Raw genomic sequence first — 16,931 nt, 5'->3', positions numbered from 1 at the left:
GATTCGAACCCCCGATACGTTGCCGTATACACACTTTCCAGGCGTGCTCCTTCAGCCACTCGGACACCTCACCATATTGTTGTTCCTGTGCTACCGGAACGGGCGCTAATGTAGGGGAAACACCGCCCCGCCGTCAATCAACTTTTTGAAAAAAATGTGCATTTACACAAACTTCAAGCAACATGGAGCATAAATAAGCGGGAATTGTTTTTTTTGCCAGCATCCTAAAATTTGCTACTCTGATGTTCCCTCGAAAAATGATGATAATAAGTGCGAGAAAGTTCCGCACAACAATGTTCAGGAGACAATATGGATATAATTTTCTATCACCCAACATTCGATACGACCTGGTGGATTAATGCGTTGGCAAAGGCAATACCTGGTGCGAACGTACGTGAGTGGAAAGCGGGTGATAATGCACATGCTGACTATGCGCTGGTCTGGCATCCGCCGGTTGAAATGCTCGCAGGACGAAAATTAAAAGCCGTATTTGCGCTGGGAGCGGGTGTCGATTCTATTCTCAGTAAACTCAATGCTCATCCGGAAATGTTGGATGCGTCGATCCCGCTTTTCCGTCTGGAAGATACGGGTATGGGCCTGCAAATGCAGGAATATGCTGTCAGTCAGGTGCTGCACTGGTTTCGTCGCTTTGATGATTATCAAGCATTGAAAAATCAGGCGAAATGGCAGCCGTTGCCAGAATATACTCGCGAGGAGTTTACCGTCGGGATCATGGGGGCTGGGGTATTGGGCGCAAAAGTTGCCGAAAGCCTGCAGGCATGGGGATTCCCACTGCGCTGCTGGAGTCGTACGCGTAAATCCTGGTCTGGCGTGGAAAGCTTCGCCGGTACTGAGGAACTGGGCGCGTTTTTGAGTCAAACTCGCGTGCTGATCAACCTTCTGCCTAATACGGCAGAAACCGTAGGCATTATTAACGCTGATTTACTTAGCCAATTGCAGGATGGCGCCTACGTGCTAAACCTTGCACGCGGTGTTCATCTCAATGAAGACGATCTTCTGGCATCGCTGGAAAGCGGCAAGGTGAAGGGGGCCATGCTGGATGTTTATAGCCGTGAACCGCTGCCAGAAAACAGCCCATTATGGAAACATCCGCGTGTGGCGATGACGCCACATATTGCCGCAGTTACCCGTCCGGCAGAAGCGGTGGACTATATCTCCCGCACGATTATGAACCTGGAGAGCGGGCAAGTCGTAACAGGTCAGGTCAATCGCGTTCGGGGATATTAATGGTAACCCGGCAAGTACCGGGTTTCAGCTAAAATACCCGTCATACTTCAAGCTGCATGTGCGTTGGCTACGGTTGTTCACCCGAATCACTTACTTAAGTAAGTGATTCGGGTATCACTCCCTTGCCACCTGCCTGCGACTCGAATTTTTAGGGTATTAATGGCGGCGATACCTGCTATCCTTGACGGAAAATGACTACAGGAGAGAGTTATGTATCCCGTTGACCTGCATATGCATACCGTCGCCAGCACCCACGCCTACAGCACCTTAAGTGATTACATCGCGGAAGCTCGTCGCAAAGGCATCAAGCTATTTGCCATTACCGATCATGGACCGGACATGGCGGATGCGCCTCACCACTGGCACTTTATCAATATGCGTATTTGGCCGCGTGTCGTGGATGGCGTGGGGATCCTGCGCGGAATAGAAGCCAATATTAAGAATATTGAAGGTGAAATTGACTGTTCAGGTCCGATGTTTACCTCCCTGGACCTCATTATTGCGGGCTTCCATGAGCCGGTTTTTGCACCTCACGATAAAGACACCAATACCCAGGCAATGATAGCTACGATGGCCAGCGGTAATGTGCACATCATAAGTCATCCGGGAAATCCCAAATATCCTGTTGATATTAAAGCAATTGCGCAGGCGGCGGCAAAGTACCAGGTTGCACTGGAAATCAATAACTCTTCGTTTTTGCATTCGCGTAAGGGCAGTGAGGATAATTGTCGTGCGGTTGCTGCGGCTGTGCGTGATGCTGGTGGATGGGTGGCGTTAGGGTCGGATTCACATACCGCTTTCACGCTGGGAGAATTTGGCGAATGCCGTAAAATCCTGGATGATGTTAATTTCCCTGAAGACAGAATTTTAAACGTCACACCTAAACGTCTATTGGCGTTTCTGGAATCGCGAGGCATGGAGCCGATCGCGGAATTTGCTGAACTGTAATTGTTACTAACTGGAATATATCAATGAACGAGTTTTCTATCCTGTGTCGTGTACTGGGCTCGCTGTTTTACCGCCAACCGCAGGACCCTTTACTGGTTCCCCTGTTTACCCTGATTAGTGAAGGTAAACTGTCCGCCAACTGGCCGCTGGAACAGGACGAACTGCTCACCCGTTTACAGAAGAGCTGCGATATGCCCCAGCTGGCTGCAGATTACAACGCGCTGTTTGTCGGTGACGAGTGTGCAGTGCCGCCTTATCGTAGTGCCTGGGTAGAAGGGGCGAAAGAATCCGATGTTCGTGCATTTCTTTCAGCCCGGGGCATGCCGCTTGCTGATACACCGGCAGATCACATTGGTACGCTGTTGCTGGCGGCTTCATGGCTTGAAGACCAGTCTGCGGAAGATGAAAGTGAGGCGCTTGAAACCTTGTTTGTAGACTACTTGCTGCCCTGGTGCGGTACGTTCCTTGGTAAAGTTGAAGCGCACGCGAACACGCCTTTCTGGCGTACGATAGCACCGCTGACGCGTGATGCCATTGGTGCGATGTGGGACGAATTGCAGGAAGATACAGACGAATAAATGTGACTTGCGTCACTTAAAGGTGCAACTCATTTTATAAGCTTGCATAAATTGTGTGCGCGATCTCATTACCATGCCGTTTTTCTGCTAAGATGCGCGGCATGAACATACTTCTCTCAATTGCAATCACAACGGGCATTCTCTCCGGGATCTGGGGATGGGTGGCCGTTTCTCTTGGTTTACTCAGTTGGGCTGGCTTTCTGGGTTGCACGGCTTATTTCGCCTGCCCGCAAGGTGGGTTAAAAGGACTGTGGATCTCGGCGTGTACGCTGCTAAGCGGTGTGGTGTGGGCGTTGGTGATTATTAACGGTAGTGCGCTTGCTCCGCATATGGACATTATTGGTTATGTCATGACAGGAATTGTCGCGTTTCTGATGTGTATCCAGGCAAAGCAATGGCTGCTTTCATTTGTACCGGGCACGTTCATTGGCGCATGTGCAACATTTGCAGGGCAGGGCGACTGGCGACTGGTTGTACCGTCACTGGCACTGGGCCTCGTATTCGGCTATGCAATGAAAAACAGTGGTCTGTGGCTGGCATCTCGTCGTGAAAATAGAATATCGTCGACGCTGACCAGTAAATAAAAAAGCGTGAGGGTTTTCCTCACGCTTTTTATGCTGTATAGACCCATCAGGATTCTGGCGGTACCGACATATGACGGTATTTAACCAGGATGTCATTATCAACTTGTTTCTTATCCTGCAAATCCCACAATCCGCGATCGATGCCGTCATTAATCAGGAAGATAACGCCCGTTTCAATCGCTGACATCAGACAAAGCATAACCGGTTCGTTAGAGGTGTAGCCAATTTCACCTTCCAACAGACGCTGGTAGTCAATAAAGCGGAACACCCCAGCCTGTACTTCATAAGACAGAATGGTTTTACTGGTATTCACTGACGACAGGATCTCACCGGTGCTGACGTTAACTACGCGCAGGTTTACCGCTATCTGGTCGAGCTGGTATTGCGTATCGGCGCCAATACCAAAATAACGTGCACCGACACCACCCGATTTAACGTTGCTTTCATAACCGATAATTGATCCTTCCACCATGACGTTTGCCGCGGTCAGGGACTGTAGCGGGATCCGGTTATTAATCGCAACCGTACCGTTTTCCTGAGCTGCACGAATGATTTTGCGTTCGTTAAGCAAGTTCTGTAACCCCTGACGTTCCAGTGGGACGAACCAACGAGAATCTTTCAATGCGGTGACAAGCATAGCCGTGGCGCTTTGCGGGACGGCGGTTGAGAAGTTACTTGCCGGGTAAGGTTTAAATTGGCCAGTCTCATCCTGAATGTTGTATACCGACACAAAGATCTTACCTGTAGGCATAGGCAGATGCGTCAAGTCTTTATAGCTTTGGGCTCGGGGCATTAATGTCGGCTTAGCGGCTTCTTGAGGCGGAGCAGTTAAACATCCGCTGAGTAAAATTACTGCCACCATGATAAGTAAACGCTGCATGATTATTTCCTTTCGTGGCTATAACTTAGAAGTCGGTCGACTGTGTTTGTAAACCCGACACTTCAATAGTTGAAGTTTTCCCCGATTTCCTGTCGGTGACATTCAATTGCAGTTGTCCGTCCCGGTTGGCGATATCAATGATAAAATCATTGGTCACCATTCTTCCTGGTTTACCGGTATTAATGTTGGTGAGTAGGCCACCGAGAATTTGTGACTGAATCGCCTGAGTAAAGTTATCCAGAGCTGACGGGGTTTCAATACCGTAATCGTCATAGCTTGGATCTTTATATGAGTTCTGGGCCTGGGCGCTGTTCAACAGAAAAGCACCATTATTCGGGTTGCCACCAAAGTTTGGGTTGCGAAACTGGAACGTCATGTTTCCGGCCCAACTTAATGGTGAAATTAGCATGAGCAAAACCACTGCATGTTTAACACGCATGAAAGCCTCCGGACAAAATCATGTTTTAGAATTCATCACGCGCTAAATCGCTAGTGCTTAATAGTGTTTGATCTATTTGCCGGCGATTTAATGCTTCCTCAGTTTGTGCCAATGCGAAGACTACAATTTTGTCGAAGTCTTTTTTCGTCGGAAATAAAAAAGTCTGGAAGATAACGTCCTGATTGACCGTTATGGTGATCCAACTTCCCCAACGCGCACTGGGTCTTTCATTAATGGTTAAGTTTCCTGTGTACTCGCTTTCCCACTTATCACTAAAGGCCCGATAAAAATCATGCCCGATTGAAGAGACAGTGTGGTCAGTTAACAGCCCGGGAACCTCCACCTCTACGGTTGTCGCTGCGTGCAGACTCCCGGCAGCAAAGAATAAATTTGCTGCCACAATCCAGGTCAAATACCGTTTCATGGCTTTATCGCCTGAGGTTATCATTGGCCCATGAGACCGCCTGCGTACGGTTTTTGACAGCTATCTTTTTGAAAAGATTATAAAGATGTGTTTTTACCGTATTTTCACTGATAAACAGTGAACGAGCGATTTCAATATTTGAGGCGCCGATACGCAATTTATTAAGGATCTCTTTTTCACGGTGCGTCAGCAGTGCCGACTCCGTGCTGTTATAACGATAATTTCCAGAGTGCGTGATCAGATAACTGGCAAGTTTTTGCGTGAAGTAACATTCACCGCGCAAGATACCCTGCAAGCCGCTTACGACACGCTGCTCGTCTTCAGTTGCGTAAAAAACACCATTGATATGCGGCCAGTTTTCGATATCCCGATAAGGGTAATCATCAGGAGTATTCAACAATAACGTCTTTATATTGTTGTTTTTTCTACTCAAATTATCTTGCCAGTAATGGATCAGTTTTTTATCTGCCTCCATCATATCCAGTAAAACAATGCAGCTGGAGGATATATCATCCAGAGAACGTTGAATATTATGTAGTTTTCCGGTGAGTGCCAGTGATTGTTTTAAATGCTGTAATAATGCAGTTGCCTGCAAAGAAGGTTTTGTGATCAACAATAATGTATGACCATGAATACTATGGACTTCATTAAACATGATGAAACTCCACTTTTTAGTCGCACACCTGACAGCTGTCTCTACTAAAATAGAGGCACCAGAAGTACTGACAGATGTTGCACTGCTGTGTAGATATAAAATATCGACCCAAAGGGGTGGAAATATTAAAACAAATGGACTTCAACTGATTTCAATCTAGCTATTACAAATCTTAAAGCAAGTGTTAAACATGTAACAACTTGTAAAATTATATATTGAAATGTGATTTTATGGTTTTATTGGAGTTTAGATTTGATAGGAAAGTTGTACATTTTACCTTTGCTGCATAGATTTAAAAAATCATACAAATTATAGTAACGCATTGATTTTAAATCAGTTAATTAATGGTTGTTGAGTTTTAGATTTCTAATGAATTCTAAAATCCTTGTCTCAATTTACGTTGGTCAATTTTAGATGGAAAAAAATGACTTTTGTCACGACTTGTACCGATGTCTATCTCGACGTTGTACTGAGAGGCCCTGATATCGTGCAAAATGCACTTTCTCAGTGACTGCATAGAAATTCATTACTGATAGCAAAATAAAAATAAAAGCCAGACCTGAAGCGGTGTTATTCACTGTTAATTAGTACTTTGGTGTGAATCCGGATATAAAAATACCACTCGCGGGTGAGTTATTTAAAATGTTTCCACGGACATACTCTTCATCGTAACGTGGCGTTAACAAATGTAAGTCATGTTAACAACAATTTGAGTGGTAATTAATTTAACTTCATGTACGACCAGGTCCAGGGTGACAACATGAAAAACAAGTTGTTATTTATGATGTTTACAATACTGGGTGTGCCTGGGATTGCATCCGCAACCAGTTATGATTTAGCTAATTCAGAATATAACTTTGCGGTAAATGAATTAAGTAAGTCTTCATTTAATCAGGCAGCCATTATTGGTCAGGTTGGTACTGCTAATAGTGCAAATACTCGCCAGGAGGGCACCAAGTTATTGTCGGTCATTTCGCAAGAAGGTTCAGGTAACCGGGCGAAAACAGATCAGACGGGATCAAATAACTTTGCATATATTGATCAAACGGGTAGCTCTAATGATGCGAGTATTAAACAAAGCTCTTACGGTAATACGGCGATGATTATCCAGAAAGGCTCTGGTAATAAAGCCAATATTACCCAGTACGGTACACAAAAAACAGCAGTTGTGGTGCAGAGACAGTCGCAAATGGCAATTCGCGTTACTCAACGCTAATCCATAAACGACGTTTAAATCAATCCGATGGGGGTTTACCATGAAACTTTTAAAAGTGGCAGCATTCGCAGCAATCGTAGTTTCTGGCAGTGCTCTGGCAGGTGTTGTTCCGCAATGGGGCGGTAATCATCATGGTGGCGGTAGCAACTATGGCCCAGACTCTTCAATGAGTATTTACCAATTTGGCTCTAGTAACGTTGCGAATGCGCTGCAAAGTGATGCACGTAAATCAGACGTGACTATCACACAACACGGACATGGTAACGGTGCGACCGTCGGCCAAGGTGCTGATGACAGTACCATTAGCCTGAAACAGACCGGCTTCCAGAACAGTGCTGATATCAATCAGTGGAATGCAAAAAATGCTGATATCAGCGTAACTCAGTTTGGTGGTCGTAACGGTGCTGTGGTTAATCAGACAGCGTCTGACTCCAATGTGCTGATTCAGCAGGTTGGTTATGGCAACAATGCTACAGCTAACCAGCACTAATTCAGTTTTCTGACTGATAATAAACAGGGCGAAAGCCCTGTTTTTTTTCGGGAGAATATTATGCACACGCTATTACTCATTGCCGCGTTGGCAAATCAAATAACATTCAATACAACTCAGCAAGGTGACATGTACACCATTATCCCTCAGGTGACATTAGCTCAACCGTGCGTATGTGAAGTGCAAGTCCTTGCCGTACGTAAAGGAAAGGGCGGACAAAGTCAGTCACAGCAGAAAACAAGCCTTTCGGTCCCTGCTAATCGGCCAATTGAATTAACAAAAATGAGCTTTAATATTTCACCGGAGGATTCGGTCAAAATTATCGTTACCGTTTCTGACGGGCAGTCTCTGCATCTGTCGCAACAATGGCCTGACTCAAACAGTCACCCATAATTTTTTGCCGGATTTGCATTAAGGGTGTGGCTGGGAGTGCAGTGCTGTTCTATGAATATAGAAACGAACAAACGTTTTATTTGATCGTAACTCGCAGCGGTGAAGGATCATTGCGATCCCTCAAGGATGATTAATCATTGAGGAACCCTTATGTGTACATTATTAAAGCGTATTTTAAATACCGGTTTGTGGGCTTTTTCTCTTTTAACCCTCCCCGCAATGGCGACGCAAATCTTACCCGGCGGGGTTATTCATTTTCGCGGTGCAATAGTTGAAGCACCTTGCGACGTTAACACTCGACAACAACAGATTGAATTGTCATGTATGCGTGATGGCACGATGAGTAATAGTCTCTACGACCTGCAACAGGTCACGACAGCGCCTCAGAGTGTGGAACAAATTGCCACGGTGAAAATGCATTACCTCAATGAACAGAAAAGCATGGCTATTCTGAATATTGAATATAAATGAATCATTCTGGCGTAGGTATGCACGCTTATGGCTAAAAAGTGAGATTTCAAGGAAAACCCTGCTGTACACTTAACGGAGAGTGTTTTGTCAGGGGGAACTTATGCAATCGCGTGTTCATGTGTTACAGGGCGACATTACGACGATCGCAGTAGATGTGATCGTCAATGCGGCCAACTCCTCGTTACTGGGAGGAGGTGGAGTCGATGGCGCGATTCATCGTGCTGCCGGGCCTGCGTTGTTGGAGGCCTGCAAACAGGTTATACAACAACAGGGAGAATGCCCGACCGGGCATGCCGTTATCACGTTGGCTGGAGCGCTTCCGGCAAAAGCAGTTATTCACACCGTAGGACCCGTCTGGCAAGGCGGTGATCACCACGAGGCTGAACGACTTGAAGAGGCCTATCTAAATACATTGCAACTGGCCTTAGCCAATGGTTATCAATCCATTGCTTTTCCTGCTATAAGCACCGGAGCTTATGGTTACCCACGTGCTGCAGCGGCAGAGATCGCGGTGAAAACGGTGTTGAAATTTATCACCCGACGTACGCTACCCGATCAAATATACTTCGTGTGCTTTGATGAAGAAAACGCTCGACTATACAAGAGATTACTTACCCAACAAGGCGATGAACGCACGGACTGATATGACGCGACTTGAGCGTGCCATCACGCCGCTATGCGTAAACCACCCGGGAGAATGCGGCATTCTGACGTTGGATGACAGCCTGGATGCGTTTGCTGCTCGCTATCGGTTGACGGAAATGGCGGAACGTACCCTGGATGTTCAGTATTACATCTGGGAAAGCGACATGTCCGGGCTATTATTATTTTCCGTTTTGCTGGCCGCAGCGAAGAGGGGCGTCCGGGTGCGTTTGTTGCTGGATGATAACAACACACCAGGTCTGGATGACACGCTGCGTTTGCTGGACAATCACCCTAATATTGAAGTTCGTCTGTTTAATCCCTTTTCCTTTCGCATCCTGCGTGCCTTGGGCTATTTAACCGATTTTGCCCGGTTGAATCGGCGTATGCACAACAAAAGTTATACCGCTGACGGCGTCGTAACTCTTGTGGGGGGGCGAAATATAGGCGATGCCTATTTTGGCGCAGGCGAACAACCACTATTTTCCGATCTGGACGTTATGGCTATTGGACCGGTTGTCCAGGATGTTGCAGACGACTTTGACCGTTACTGGCACTGCCGCTCGGTTTCAACATTGCAAAACGTACTTGAGGTGGCTGAACCAGCTTCTACGCAAAAAATCGAACTTCCGGAATCCTGGTATAACGATGACATCACGCGTCGCTATCTACATAAGCTGGAAACCAGCCAGTTTATGACCCGTCTCGATCAGAGGTCGCTGCCGCTAATTTGGGCGAAAACGCGCTTGTTGAGTGATGATCCTGCTAAAGGAGAGGGGAAAGCGCCGCGCCACTCACTATTACCACAGCGTTTGTTTGACGTGATGGGATCTCCCACCGAGCGTATTGATATTATTTCCGCCTACTTTGTACCAACTCGCGCCGGTGTGGCGCAGCTCCTGAGACTGGTGAGAAAAGGCGTTAAGATCGCAATTTTAACTAATTCTCTGGCAGCGAATGATGTCGCGGTTGTTCACGCAGGCTACGCGCGCTGGCGAAAAAAACTCCTGCGCTACGGTGTGGAGTTATACGAGCTCAAACCAACCCGCGATCGCGTTTCAGCAGTACACGACCGGGGATTAACCGGTAATTCAGGCTCCAGCCTGCATGCGAAAACCTTCAGTATTGACGGTCGTAAAGTGTTTATAGGATCGCTTAATTTTGATCCCCGTTCAACGCTGCTCAATACGGAAATGGGGTTTGTGATTGAGAGTGAAGTACTGGCTGAGTTGATTCATAAACGTTTTATGCAAAGCCAGCGTGACATGGCTTGGCAATTACGTCTTGACCGTTGGGGCAGAATCAACTGGGTTGATCGGCTTTCTGGCAGCGAACAGGTACTGAAAAAAGAACCCGCTACAGGATTCTGGAAGCGGGTTCTGGTGAGGCTTGCATCCGTGTTGCCCATTGAATGGCTGCTCTGAACCATTCAATGCAAGAAAACTAACCGGCTACCGCCTTGTTTTTATCCTGCTTAATGGGCGGTTTACCCGAAAAGAGAAACTTCAGCACCGGGATCCGTAAATGGATTTCGTACAGTATGACCGCAATTCCAACCACAAAAAGCAGACCGCAGAGAAAACCCAGCAGATTCGACTTGATATGCGGTGTGATATACGCGCCAAAAAACAGCGTTAACGGGTGGTGCACCAAATAGATGAACAGCGACGCGTTGACAAAATAGGTCACGCGAGCCGACTGGAAATTCAGTAAACGGTGGCCAAGCGAAAAGACGACATTCACCATCCATAGCCCCATGACCATGGTAATGACATATTCGGTTTCATACATCCAGGCATCGCCGTTGCCGTAACGTTGATTGAGCAGGTATGCGACAAATGCGAATGCGGCGCCTAGCGTGCAGCCGCGCGATGGCGTGGTAAACAGTGCTTTCAGATTCGGATTGATAAACGCCAGCGCACCGAGCATAAAGAAAGGCACATAGAACAGCGTTTGCATAACGATAAAATTAAACATGCCATCGCTGAGAATCGAAGGGTAGAGGATGAAAATCGTTCTTCTGACGGCGGCATAGCCGACACCCAACAATATAAAAATCAGTGTTAATTTGGTCATTGACACCCCCGATGCAGGGGTACCGTCTCCACGCGATAGTCTGTTTTTCATCTGGGTAAATACCCACATGCTCAGGGTCGTTAACACCACCAGAACCAGTAAAAACCACAGATGGGAAATCAGCTCCCAGGCCAGCGCATTGTATTTGTCATAGCCGCTGAGGGTATGCCAGCTGTCTGCTTTCCCTTTCACGTATTGCAGCATGATAAATTGCGGCAGCGTAAGCAGCGGAATCGCGGTCAGCATGGGGATCCCCACGCGTTCTACACGCACCTTCCACCAGCGTTTTAACGGATAGCGCAAAAAAAGCATGTAGGAAAAATAACCTGAAATGACAAAGAAGACCTGCATGCGAAATGCATGGATAAAGTCGTTAAAAAGGGTTAACCACCATGACGGTTCTGCGCTGTTCACGTGCCAGGTGTGGGTGGAGTAGATCAATGAAATATGGAATGGGATCCCTAACAACATTAGCCAGGCACGGATGGAGTCAAGAAAATATTCACGTGGTGGTGATACAGAGCTCATAGACAGTTACGTATTCTCAGACTTTTCGTCTTATCCCTAAGACGAATAATGGTTACATTCGAGGGCAACCCTACACGAAGTCCAACAACCTGTCTCCAGGATAAGCACGCAAAGTGAAAACAGGCAGATGAACCTGCTTAAACCATGAGCCAGCGCGCGAACAATACAGGGATTCAGTTGTCGGAGTACCCGATTATCCATTAAAATGGATCGGATCAATATAAGCACACAAAGGGGGAAGTGCTTACTAATTATGAAACATAAACTACAAATGATGAAAATGCGTTGGTTGGGTGCAGCAGTCATGTTAACGCTGTATACATCATCGAGCTGGGCGTTCAGTATTGATGATGTTGCAAAACAAGCTCAATCCTTAGCCGGGAAAGGCTATGAGGCGCCAAAAAGTAACTTGCCCTCCGTTTTCCGCGACATGAAATATGCGGACTATCAACAGATCCAGTTCAATCGCGATAAAGCGTACTGGAGCAATCTCAAGACCCCATTTAAGCTCGAGTTCTACCACCAGGGTATGTACTTCGACACGCCGGTCAAAATCAACGAAGTTACCGCCACGGCGGTGAAAAGAATCAAATACAGCCCGGATTATTTTAATTTTGGCGATGTTCAGCATGATAAAGACACGGTAAAAGATCTCGGCTTCGCCGGGTTCAAAGTGCTGTATCCGATCAACAGCAAAGATAAAAACGATGAAATCGTCAGCATGCTCGGTGCCAGCTATTTTCGCGTTCTGGGTGCAGGTCAGGTCTACGGCCTGTCAGCGCGTGGCCTCGCGATTGATACCGCTCTGCCTTCTGGTGAAGAATTTCCCCGCTTCCGTGAGTTTTGGATCGAGCGTCCGAAACCGACTGATAAACGTTTAACCATTTATGCTTTGTTGGATTCTCCGCGTGCAACCGGAGCGTATCGTTTTGTCATTATTCCAGGCCGTGACACGGTCGTGGATGTTCAGTCCAAAGTTTACCTGCGCGACAAAGTGGGCAAACTGGGTGTGGCACCGTTAACCAGTATGTTCCTGTTTGGACCGAACCAGCCGTCTCCGGCGACAAACTATCGTCCGGAACTGCATGATTCTAACGGTTTGTCTATCCACGCGGGCAATGGGGAGTGGATTTGGCGTCCGCTGAATAACCCGAAACATCTCGCGGTGAGCAGCTTCGCAATGGAAAACCCGCAAGGATTCGGACTGTTGCAGCGTGGCCGTCAGTTCTCGCGTTTTGAAGATATCGACGATCGTTACGATCTGCGCCCAAGCGCCTGGATCACGCCAAAAGGTGAATGGGGTAAAGGTAAGATTGAGTTAGTTGAAATCCCAACTAACGATGAAACGAACGATAACATCGTTGCGTACTGGACGCCGGATCAACTGCCTGAAGCGGGCAAAGAGATGAACTTCAAGTACACTTTGACGTTCACGCGTGATGAGGACAAGCTTCATGCGCCGGAAAGCGCCTGGGTACAGCAGACTCGTCGTTCTACCGGTGATGTAAAACAGTCCAACCTGATTCGTCAGCCTGACGGTACCATAGCGTTTGTGGTGGACTTTACCGGCACAGATATGAAAAAGCTGCCGCAGGATACCCCGGTTACCGCACAAACCAGTATTGGCGACAACGGTGAAATCGTTGAAAGCACTGTGCGCTACAACCCGGTATCTAAGGGTTGGCGTTTGATGCTGCGCGTGAAAGTGAAAGACGTGAAGAAAACCACTGAAATGCGTGCTGCCTTGGTCAATGCCGATCAGACGCTGAGTGAAACCTGGAGCTACCAGTTACCTGCCAATGAATAAGACAACTGAGTATATTGACGCAATGCCGCTTTCGGATATCGAGAAAGCGGCACTGCCGAAAACTGACATCCGCGCCGTTCATCAGGCGTTGGATGCCGAGCATCGTACTTACTCGCGCGAAGATGATTCACCGCAGGGTTCTGTGAAAGCTCGCCTTGAGCAAGCATGGCCGGATTCTTTGGCTAAAGAGCAGTTGGTTAAGGACGATGAGGGCCGCGATCAGCTGCAGGCGATGCCAAAAGCAACGCGTACCTCTATGTTCCCCGATCCCTGGCGTACCAACCCGGTTGGTCGTTTTTGGGATCGCTTGCGTGGGCGCGATGTGACGCCGCGTTATCTTTCGCGTTTGACGAAAGAAGAACAAGAAAGCGAGCAAAAATGGCGTACCGTAGGCACCATCCGCCGCTATACGCTGTTGATTCTAACGCTGGCGCAAACGGTCGTAGCAACCTGGTATATGAAGACGATCCTCCCGTATCAGGGGTGGGCATTTATTAATCCGGTAGACATGATGGGACAGAACTTGTGGGTCTCCTTTATGCAACTGCTGCCCTACATGCTGCAAACCGGAATTCTCATTTTGTTTGCCGTGCTTTTCTGTTGGGTGTCTGCGGGATTCTGGACCGCGCTGATGGGCTTCCTGCAACTGTTGATTGGACGAGATAAGTACAGTATCTCGGCCTCAACGGTTGGGGATGAACCGCTGAATCCTGAACACCGTACCGCGCTGATTATGCCTATCTGTAACGAGGACGTTGACCGCGTATTTGCGGGACTTCGCGCCACGTGGGAATCGGTCAAAGCAACGGGCAACGCCGAACATTTCGATGTTTATATCCTGAGCGACAGCTACAATCCTGATATCTGCGTGGCAGAACAAAAAGCGTGGATGGAGCTGATTGCTGAGGTGCAGGGCGAAGGACAGATTTTCTACCGCCGTCGTCGTCGTCGCGTGAAGCGTAAAAGCGGCAACATTGATGACTTTTGTCGTCGCTGGGGAAATCAGTACAGCTACATGGTGGTGCTGGACGCTGACTCAGTGATGAGTGGTGACTGTCTGAGCGGCCTGGTGCGTCTGATGGAAGCGAATCCGAATGCCGGGATTATCCAGTCTTCACCGAAGGCTTCCGGTATGGATACGCTGTATGCGCGCTGCCAGCAGTTTGCGACCCGTGTTTACGGACCGCTGTTTACCGCCGGGCTTCACTTCTGGCAGTTAGGGGAATCACACTACTGGGGCCACAACGCAATTATCCGCGTGAAGCCATTTATCGAGCACTGTGCGCTCGCGCCGTTACCGGGCGAAGGCTCGTTTGCGGGATCGATCCTCTCCCATGACTTCGTGGAAGCGGCATTGATGCGTCGTGCTGGCTGGGGGGTGTGGATTGCTTACGATCTGCCGGGCTCTTATGAAGAGCTGCCGCCGAACCTGCTGGATGAACTCAAGCGTGACCGCCGCTGGTGCCACGGCAACCTGATGAACTTCCGTTTGTTCCTGGTGAAAGGGATGCACCCGGTTCACCGTGCGGTGTTCCTGACCGGTGTAATGTCCTATCTGTCTGCGCCGCTTTGGTTTATGTTCCTCGCGCTCTCTACCGCATTGCAGGTGGTGCATGCGTTGACGGAGCCGCAGTACTTCCTGCAACCGCGTCAGCTGTTCCCGGTTTGGCCGCAGTGGCGACCTGAACTGGCGATCGCGCTGTTTGCTTCAACGATGGTGCTGCTGTTCCTGCCGAAGCTGCTGAGTATTTTGCTCATCTGGTGTAAAGGGACGAAAGAGTACGGCGGGTTTATCCGCGTCACGCTGTCGCTACTGTTGGAAGTTCTGTTCTCCGTGTTGCTGGCGCCGGTGCGTATGTTGTTCCACACCGTCTTCGTCGTGAGTGCCTTCCTCGGTTGGGAAGTTGTGTGGAATTCGCCGCAGCGTGATGACGATTCGACCCCGTGGGGTGAAGCGTTTATGCGTCACGGTTCTCAGTTACTGCTGGGGCTGGTGTGGGCTGTGGGTATGGCCTGGCTGGATCTGCGTTTCCTGTTCTGGCTGGCACCGATTGTCTTCTCGCTGATCCTGTCACCGTTTGTTTCCGTGATTTCCAGCCGTTCCACGGTGGGGTTACGTACCAAGCGCTGGAAGCTGTTCCTGATCCCGGAAGAGTATTCTCCGCCGCAGGTGCTGGTGGATACCGATACTTATCTGGTGATGAACCGTAAACGTACGCTGGACGATGGCTTTATGCATGCGGTGTTTAATCCGTCGTTTAACGCACTGGCCACGGCCATGGCGACTGCACGCCACCGCGCCAGCAACGTGCTGGAGATTGCACGCGATCGTCATGTGGAACAGGCACTGAACGAAACGCCGGAGAAACTGAATCGCGATCGTCGCCTGGTGTTGTTGAGCGATCCGGTGACCATGGCGCGTTTACATTACCGTGTCTGGAATTCACCTGATAAGTATTCTTCGTGGGTGAACTACTATCAGGGACTGACACTGAACCCGCTGGCGCTCAGGAAAAAATAAGCGTTCTGTAACGTGAAAATACCGGCCTGGTGCCGGTATTTTTTTATATTGAATAGAATGAGTCGTGAGGTAGCAGGTGCGAATATTGGCTGTAGGAATAATGATCTTCTTCCTGAGCGGATGCGGCAGCATTATTAGTCGTACCATCCCAGGGCAAGGACACGGAAACCAATACTATCCTGGCGTGCAATGGGATGTTAGGGACTCCGCATGGCGCTACGTCACTATCCTCGATCTGCCATTTTCGCTGGTGTTTGATACGTTGCTGCTGCCGCTCGACATACATCATGGACCTTACGAGTAATTATCGCTCATCCCATTCATCGGCTGCGGTCTGTCCCTCTTCAGTATCAAGGGGAGGTTCCAGCTGGAATTCACCTTCATCCCATTCGTGAAGCGTATTTTCTTCCTGCCACTCCTGGCGGATTTCAATTTCATCATAGTCGCCATCAAAAACGCTCTGGGCCGCTTCCCCGCTCAGGATTGGAAGACATTCACCATCTACATCATCCTCGTCAGCAAAGAATTCCGCCTGCCACATAATGTCGCCATCCTGTAGCACGTATTTTTGGACGCTTAGCTGTTGAACGCTGGCGTCGTCTGACTCAAGGTCAGGGTTATCAGCCAGAAACACTTCACGAGCTGCATCAATAGCCTCTTCCAACGTGGCATAAAAATTCATGTCATTCTTTGCCATATTTCTTCTCCTAAGGCGAACAATAAAGGGGGATGATTCAATCTATAGACGGCGATCCGCAGAGCGTCAAACCCATTAGCTGCATGGTTCATTCAATCAGATGATTACTGCCTGCAATGCCTACGAGACTGGGGGAAAGTAACTTCGGTTGTTTATGAAAAATTTACATTGGCAGATACTGAAGCCGACGTAATATCAGGAAAAAAATTCAAGAAAAAATAGTAATGTATGTGATTTGCAATGTAGTAATGAAAATCAAAAAATTAAAAAATGACGTTATATAAGGAAATCTTCAGGGTTGAACGTTATTTTTTATGTGTTTTAGAGAGGGAAT

The 16,931-nt window shown here is 48.2% G+C and carries 19 protein-coding genes and 1 tRNA gene (1 of these 20 running past the window's edge); 13 read left to right on the top strand and 7 right to left on the bottom strand.

Annotated features, from left to right (window positions below):
* Positions 1–73, bottom strand: a tRNA-Ser gene (locus tag OGY08_RS18700); it reaches 124 nt to the left of the window's first position.
* A gap of 236 nt (positions 74–309) precedes the next feature.
* Between OGY08_RS18700 and ghrA the strand changes: the two genes are divergently transcribed.
* The 4 genes from ghrA (at position 310) to OGY08_RS18680 (ending at position 3,358) form a co-directional block, all read left to right on the top strand.
* The gene (gene ghrA, locus OGY08_RS18695; protein ID WP_057067489.1) at positions 310–1,248 is read left to right on the top strand and encodes a glyoxylate/hydroxypyruvate reductase GhrA; all 939 of its coding nucleotides are present in this window, start codon (positions 310–312) and stop codon (positions 1,246–1,248) included.
* 210 nt (positions 1,249–1,458) lie between these two features.
* Positions 1,459–2,196, top strand: coding sequence for a phosphatase (locus OGY08_RS18690; protein WP_008784332.1), 738 nt, complete (start codon positions 1,459–1,461; stop codon positions 2,194–2,196).
* Between the two features lie 23 nt (positions 2,197–2,219).
* Positions 2,220–2,774 carry a TorD/DmsD family molecular chaperone gene (locus OGY08_RS18685; RefSeq protein ID WP_003832084.1) on the top strand — a complete coding sequence of 185 codons (555 nt, stop codon included), beginning with the start codon at positions 2,220–2,222 and terminating at the stop codon, positions 2,772–2,774.
* 101 nt (positions 2,775–2,875) lie between these two features.
* Entirely contained in the window at positions 2,876–3,358 is a 483-nt protein-coding gene (locus OGY08_RS18680) for a DUF1097 domain-containing protein (RefSeq protein WP_032934412.1), read from the top strand.
* A 46-nt stretch (positions 3,359–3,404) separates the two neighbouring features.
* Here OGY08_RS18680 and csgG read toward each other — a convergent pair whose 3' ends face one another.
* Genes csgG through csgD form a run of 4 tightly spaced genes read right to left on the bottom strand, consistent with a single transcriptional unit; the run spans position 3,405 to position 5,756 of the window.
* The gene (gene csgG / locus OGY08_RS18675) at positions 3,405–4,238 is read right to left on the bottom strand and encodes a curli production assembly/transport protein CsgG (protein ID WP_003036082.1); all 834 of its coding nucleotides are present in this window, start codon (positions 4,236–4,238) and stop codon (positions 3,405–3,407) included.
* Positions 4,239–4,263: 25 nt separating this feature from the next.
* A complete protein-coding gene (gene csgF / locus OGY08_RS18670) occupies positions 4,264–4,677 on the bottom strand; it encodes a curli production assembly/transport protein CsgF (protein WP_003832089.1) in 414 nt (137 codons plus the stop codon).
* 25 nt (positions 4,678–4,702) lie between these two features.
* Positions 4,703–5,101, bottom strand: coding sequence for a curli production assembly/transport protein CsgE (gene csgE / locus OGY08_RS18665; protein WP_008784336.1), 399 nt, complete (start codon positions 5,099–5,101; stop codon positions 4,703–4,705).
* Between the two features lie 4 nt (positions 5,102–5,105).
* Positions 5,106–5,756: a biofilm master transcriptional regulator CsgD gene (gene csgD / locus OGY08_RS18660; RefSeq protein ID WP_003832092.1), complete on the bottom strand. Its 651-nt coding sequence runs from the start codon at positions 5,754–5,756 to the stop codon at positions 5,106–5,108.
* A gap of 760 nt (positions 5,757–6,516) precedes the next feature.
* Between csgD and csgB the strand changes: the two genes are divergently transcribed.
* The 6 genes from csgB to OGY08_RS18630 all read left to right on the top strand — a co-directional run bounded on the left by csgB (position 6,517) and on the right by OGY08_RS18630 (position 10,392).
* Positions 6,517–6,972: a curli minor subunit CsgB gene (gene csgB / locus OGY08_RS18655; RefSeq protein ID WP_032941802.1), complete on the top strand. Its 456-nt coding sequence runs from the start codon at positions 6,517–6,519 to the stop codon at positions 6,970–6,972.
* Positions 6,973–7,012: 40 nt separating this feature from the next.
* The gene (gene csgA / locus OGY08_RS18650) at positions 7,013–7,462 is read left to right on the top strand and encodes a curli major subunit CsgA (protein WP_008784338.1); all 450 of its coding nucleotides are present in this window, start codon (positions 7,013–7,015) and stop codon (positions 7,460–7,462) included.
* 60 nt (positions 7,463–7,522) lie between these two features.
* Positions 7,523–7,855, top strand: a complete 333-nt coding sequence (csgC, locus tag OGY08_RS18645) for a curli assembly chaperone CsgC (RefSeq protein ID WP_020996502.1) — start codon at positions 7,523–7,525, stop codon at positions 7,853–7,855.
* 150 nt (positions 7,856–8,005) lie between these two features.
* Positions 8,006–8,326 (top strand): YmdA family protein, encoded by a 321-nt coding sequence (locus OGY08_RS18640; protein ID WP_060682392.1) that lies wholly within the window; start codon positions 8,006–8,008, stop codon positions 8,324–8,326.
* A 100-nt stretch (positions 8,327–8,426) separates the two neighbouring features.
* Positions 8,427–8,969 carry an O-acetyl-ADP-ribose deacetylase gene (gene ymdB / locus OGY08_RS18635; RefSeq protein ID WP_003832103.1) on the top strand — a complete coding sequence of 181 codons (543 nt, stop codon included), beginning with the start codon at positions 8,427–8,429 and terminating at the stop codon, positions 8,967–8,969.
* Positions 8,902–10,392, top strand: a complete 1,491-nt coding sequence (locus OGY08_RS18630; protein WP_008784342.1) for a phospholipase D family protein — start codon at positions 8,902–8,904, stop codon at positions 10,390–10,392. Before ymdB ends, OGY08_RS18630 begins: the two co-directional genes overlap by 68 nt.
* Before the next feature lie 19 nt (positions 10,393–10,411).
* Here OGY08_RS18630 and mdoC read toward each other — a convergent pair whose 3' ends face one another.
* A complete protein-coding gene (gene mdoC, locus OGY08_RS18625; RefSeq protein ID WP_032942947.1) occupies positions 10,412–11,572 on the bottom strand; it encodes a glucans biosynthesis protein MdoC in 1,161 nt (386 codons plus the stop codon).
* Positions 11,573–11,843: 271 nt separating this feature from the next.
* On the opposite strand from mdoC, the gene mdoG reads away from it, so the two are divergent.
* The 3 genes from mdoG (at position 11,844) to OGY08_RS18610 (ending at position 16,204) form a co-directional block, all read left to right on the top strand.
* Positions 11,844–13,379 (top strand): glucans biosynthesis protein MdoG, encoded by a 1,536-nt coding sequence (gene mdoG, locus OGY08_RS18620; RefSeq protein ID WP_095533147.1) that lies wholly within the window; start codon positions 11,844–11,846, stop codon positions 13,377–13,379.
* On the top strand, positions 13,372–15,900 hold the full coding sequence (mdoH, locus tag OGY08_RS18615; RefSeq protein WP_048235662.1) for a glucans biosynthesis glucosyltransferase MdoH: 2,529 nt from the start codon (positions 13,372–13,374) through the stop codon (positions 15,898–15,900). The genes mdoG and mdoH overlap by 8 nt, the downstream gene beginning before the upstream one ends.
* 76 nt (positions 15,901–15,976) lie before the next feature.
* On the top strand, positions 15,977–16,204 hold the full coding sequence (locus OGY08_RS18610; RefSeq protein ID WP_003832117.1) for a YceK/YidQ family lipoprotein: 228 nt from the start codon (positions 15,977–15,979) through the stop codon (positions 16,202–16,204).
* On the opposite strand, the gene OGY08_RS18605 is transcribed toward OGY08_RS18610, so the two are convergent.
* The gene (locus tag OGY08_RS18605) at positions 16,205–16,582 is read right to left on the bottom strand and encodes a MysB family protein (protein ID WP_008784346.1); all 378 of its coding nucleotides are present in this window, start codon (positions 16,580–16,582) and stop codon (positions 16,205–16,207) included. It lies immediately after the preceding gene.
* Positions 16,583–16,931: the final 349 nt, after the last annotated feature.

This window comes from Citrobacter sp. Cpo069 (genome assembly GCF_030332785.1).
Taxonomy (GTDB): Bacteria; Pseudomonadota; Gammaproteobacteria; order Enterobacterales; family Enterobacteriaceae; genus Citrobacter; species Citrobacter portucalensis.
This window is presented reverse-complemented; position numbering and strand designations above follow the sequence as displayed.

What these genes read in the sequence shown, in the direction of transcription:
- OGY08_RS18690 (WP_008784332.1), top strand. Translation starts at nt 1,459, where the DNA reads ATGTATCCCGTTGACCTGCATATGCATACCGTCGCCAGCACCCACGCC.
- csgF (WP_003832089.1), bottom strand. Translation starts at nt 4,677, where the DNA reads ATGCGTGTTAAACATGCAGTGGTTTTGCTCATGCTAATTTCACCATTA.
- OGY08_RS18680 (WP_032934412.1), top strand. Translation starts at nt 2,876, where the DNA reads ATGAACATACTTCTCTCAATTGCAATCACAACGGGCATTCTCTCCGGG.
- ghrA (WP_057067489.1), top strand. Translation starts at nt 310, where the DNA reads ATGGATATAATTTTCTATCACCCAACATTCGATACGACCTGGTGGATT.
- csgB (WP_032941802.1), top strand. Translation starts at nt 6,517, where the DNA reads ATGAAAAACAAGTTGTTATTTATGATGTTTACAATACTGGGTGTGCCT.
- OGY08_RS18605 (WP_008784346.1), bottom strand. Translation starts at nt 16,582, where the DNA reads ATGAATTTTTATGCCACGTTGGAAGAGGCTATTGATGCAGCTCGTGAA.
- mdoH (WP_048235662.1), top strand. Translation starts at nt 13,372, where the DNA reads ATGAATAAGACAACTGAGTATATTGACGCAATGCCGCTTTCGGATATC.
- csgE (WP_008784336.1), bottom strand. Translation starts at nt 5,101, where the DNA reads ATGAAACGGTATTTGACCTGGATTGTGGCAGCAAATTTATTCTTTGCT.
- csgD (WP_003832092.1), bottom strand. Translation starts at nt 5,756, where the DNA reads ATGTTTAATGAAGTCCATAGTATTCATGGTCATACATTATTGTTGATC.
- csgC (WP_020996502.1), top strand. Translation starts at nt 7,523, where the DNA reads ATGCACACGCTATTACTCATTGCCGCGTTGGCAAATCAAATAACATTC.
- ymdB (WP_003832103.1), top strand. Translation starts at nt 8,427, where the DNA reads ATGCAATCGCGTGTTCATGTGTTACAGGGCGACATTACGACGATCGCA.
- mdoC (WP_032942947.1), bottom strand. Translation starts at nt 11,572, where the DNA reads ATGAGCTCTGTATCACCACCACGTGAATATTTTCTTGACTCCATCCGT.
- OGY08_RS18640 (WP_060682392.1), top strand. Translation starts at nt 8,006, where the DNA reads ATGTGTACATTATTAAAGCGTATTTTAAATACCGGTTTGTGGGCTTTT.
- mdoG (WP_095533147.1), top strand. Translation starts at nt 11,844, where the DNA reads ATGATGAAAATGCGTTGGTTGGGTGCAGCAGTCATGTTAACGCTGTAT.
- OGY08_RS18685 (WP_003832084.1), top strand. Translation starts at nt 2,220, where the DNA reads ATGAACGAGTTTTCTATCCTGTGTCGTGTACTGGGCTCGCTGTTTTAC.
- csgA (WP_008784338.1), top strand. Translation starts at nt 7,013, where the DNA reads ATGAAACTTTTAAAAGTGGCAGCATTCGCAGCAATCGTAGTTTCTGGC.
- csgG (WP_003036082.1), bottom strand. Translation starts at nt 4,238, where the DNA reads ATGCAGCGTTTACTTATCATGGTGGCAGTAATTTTACTCAGCGGATGT.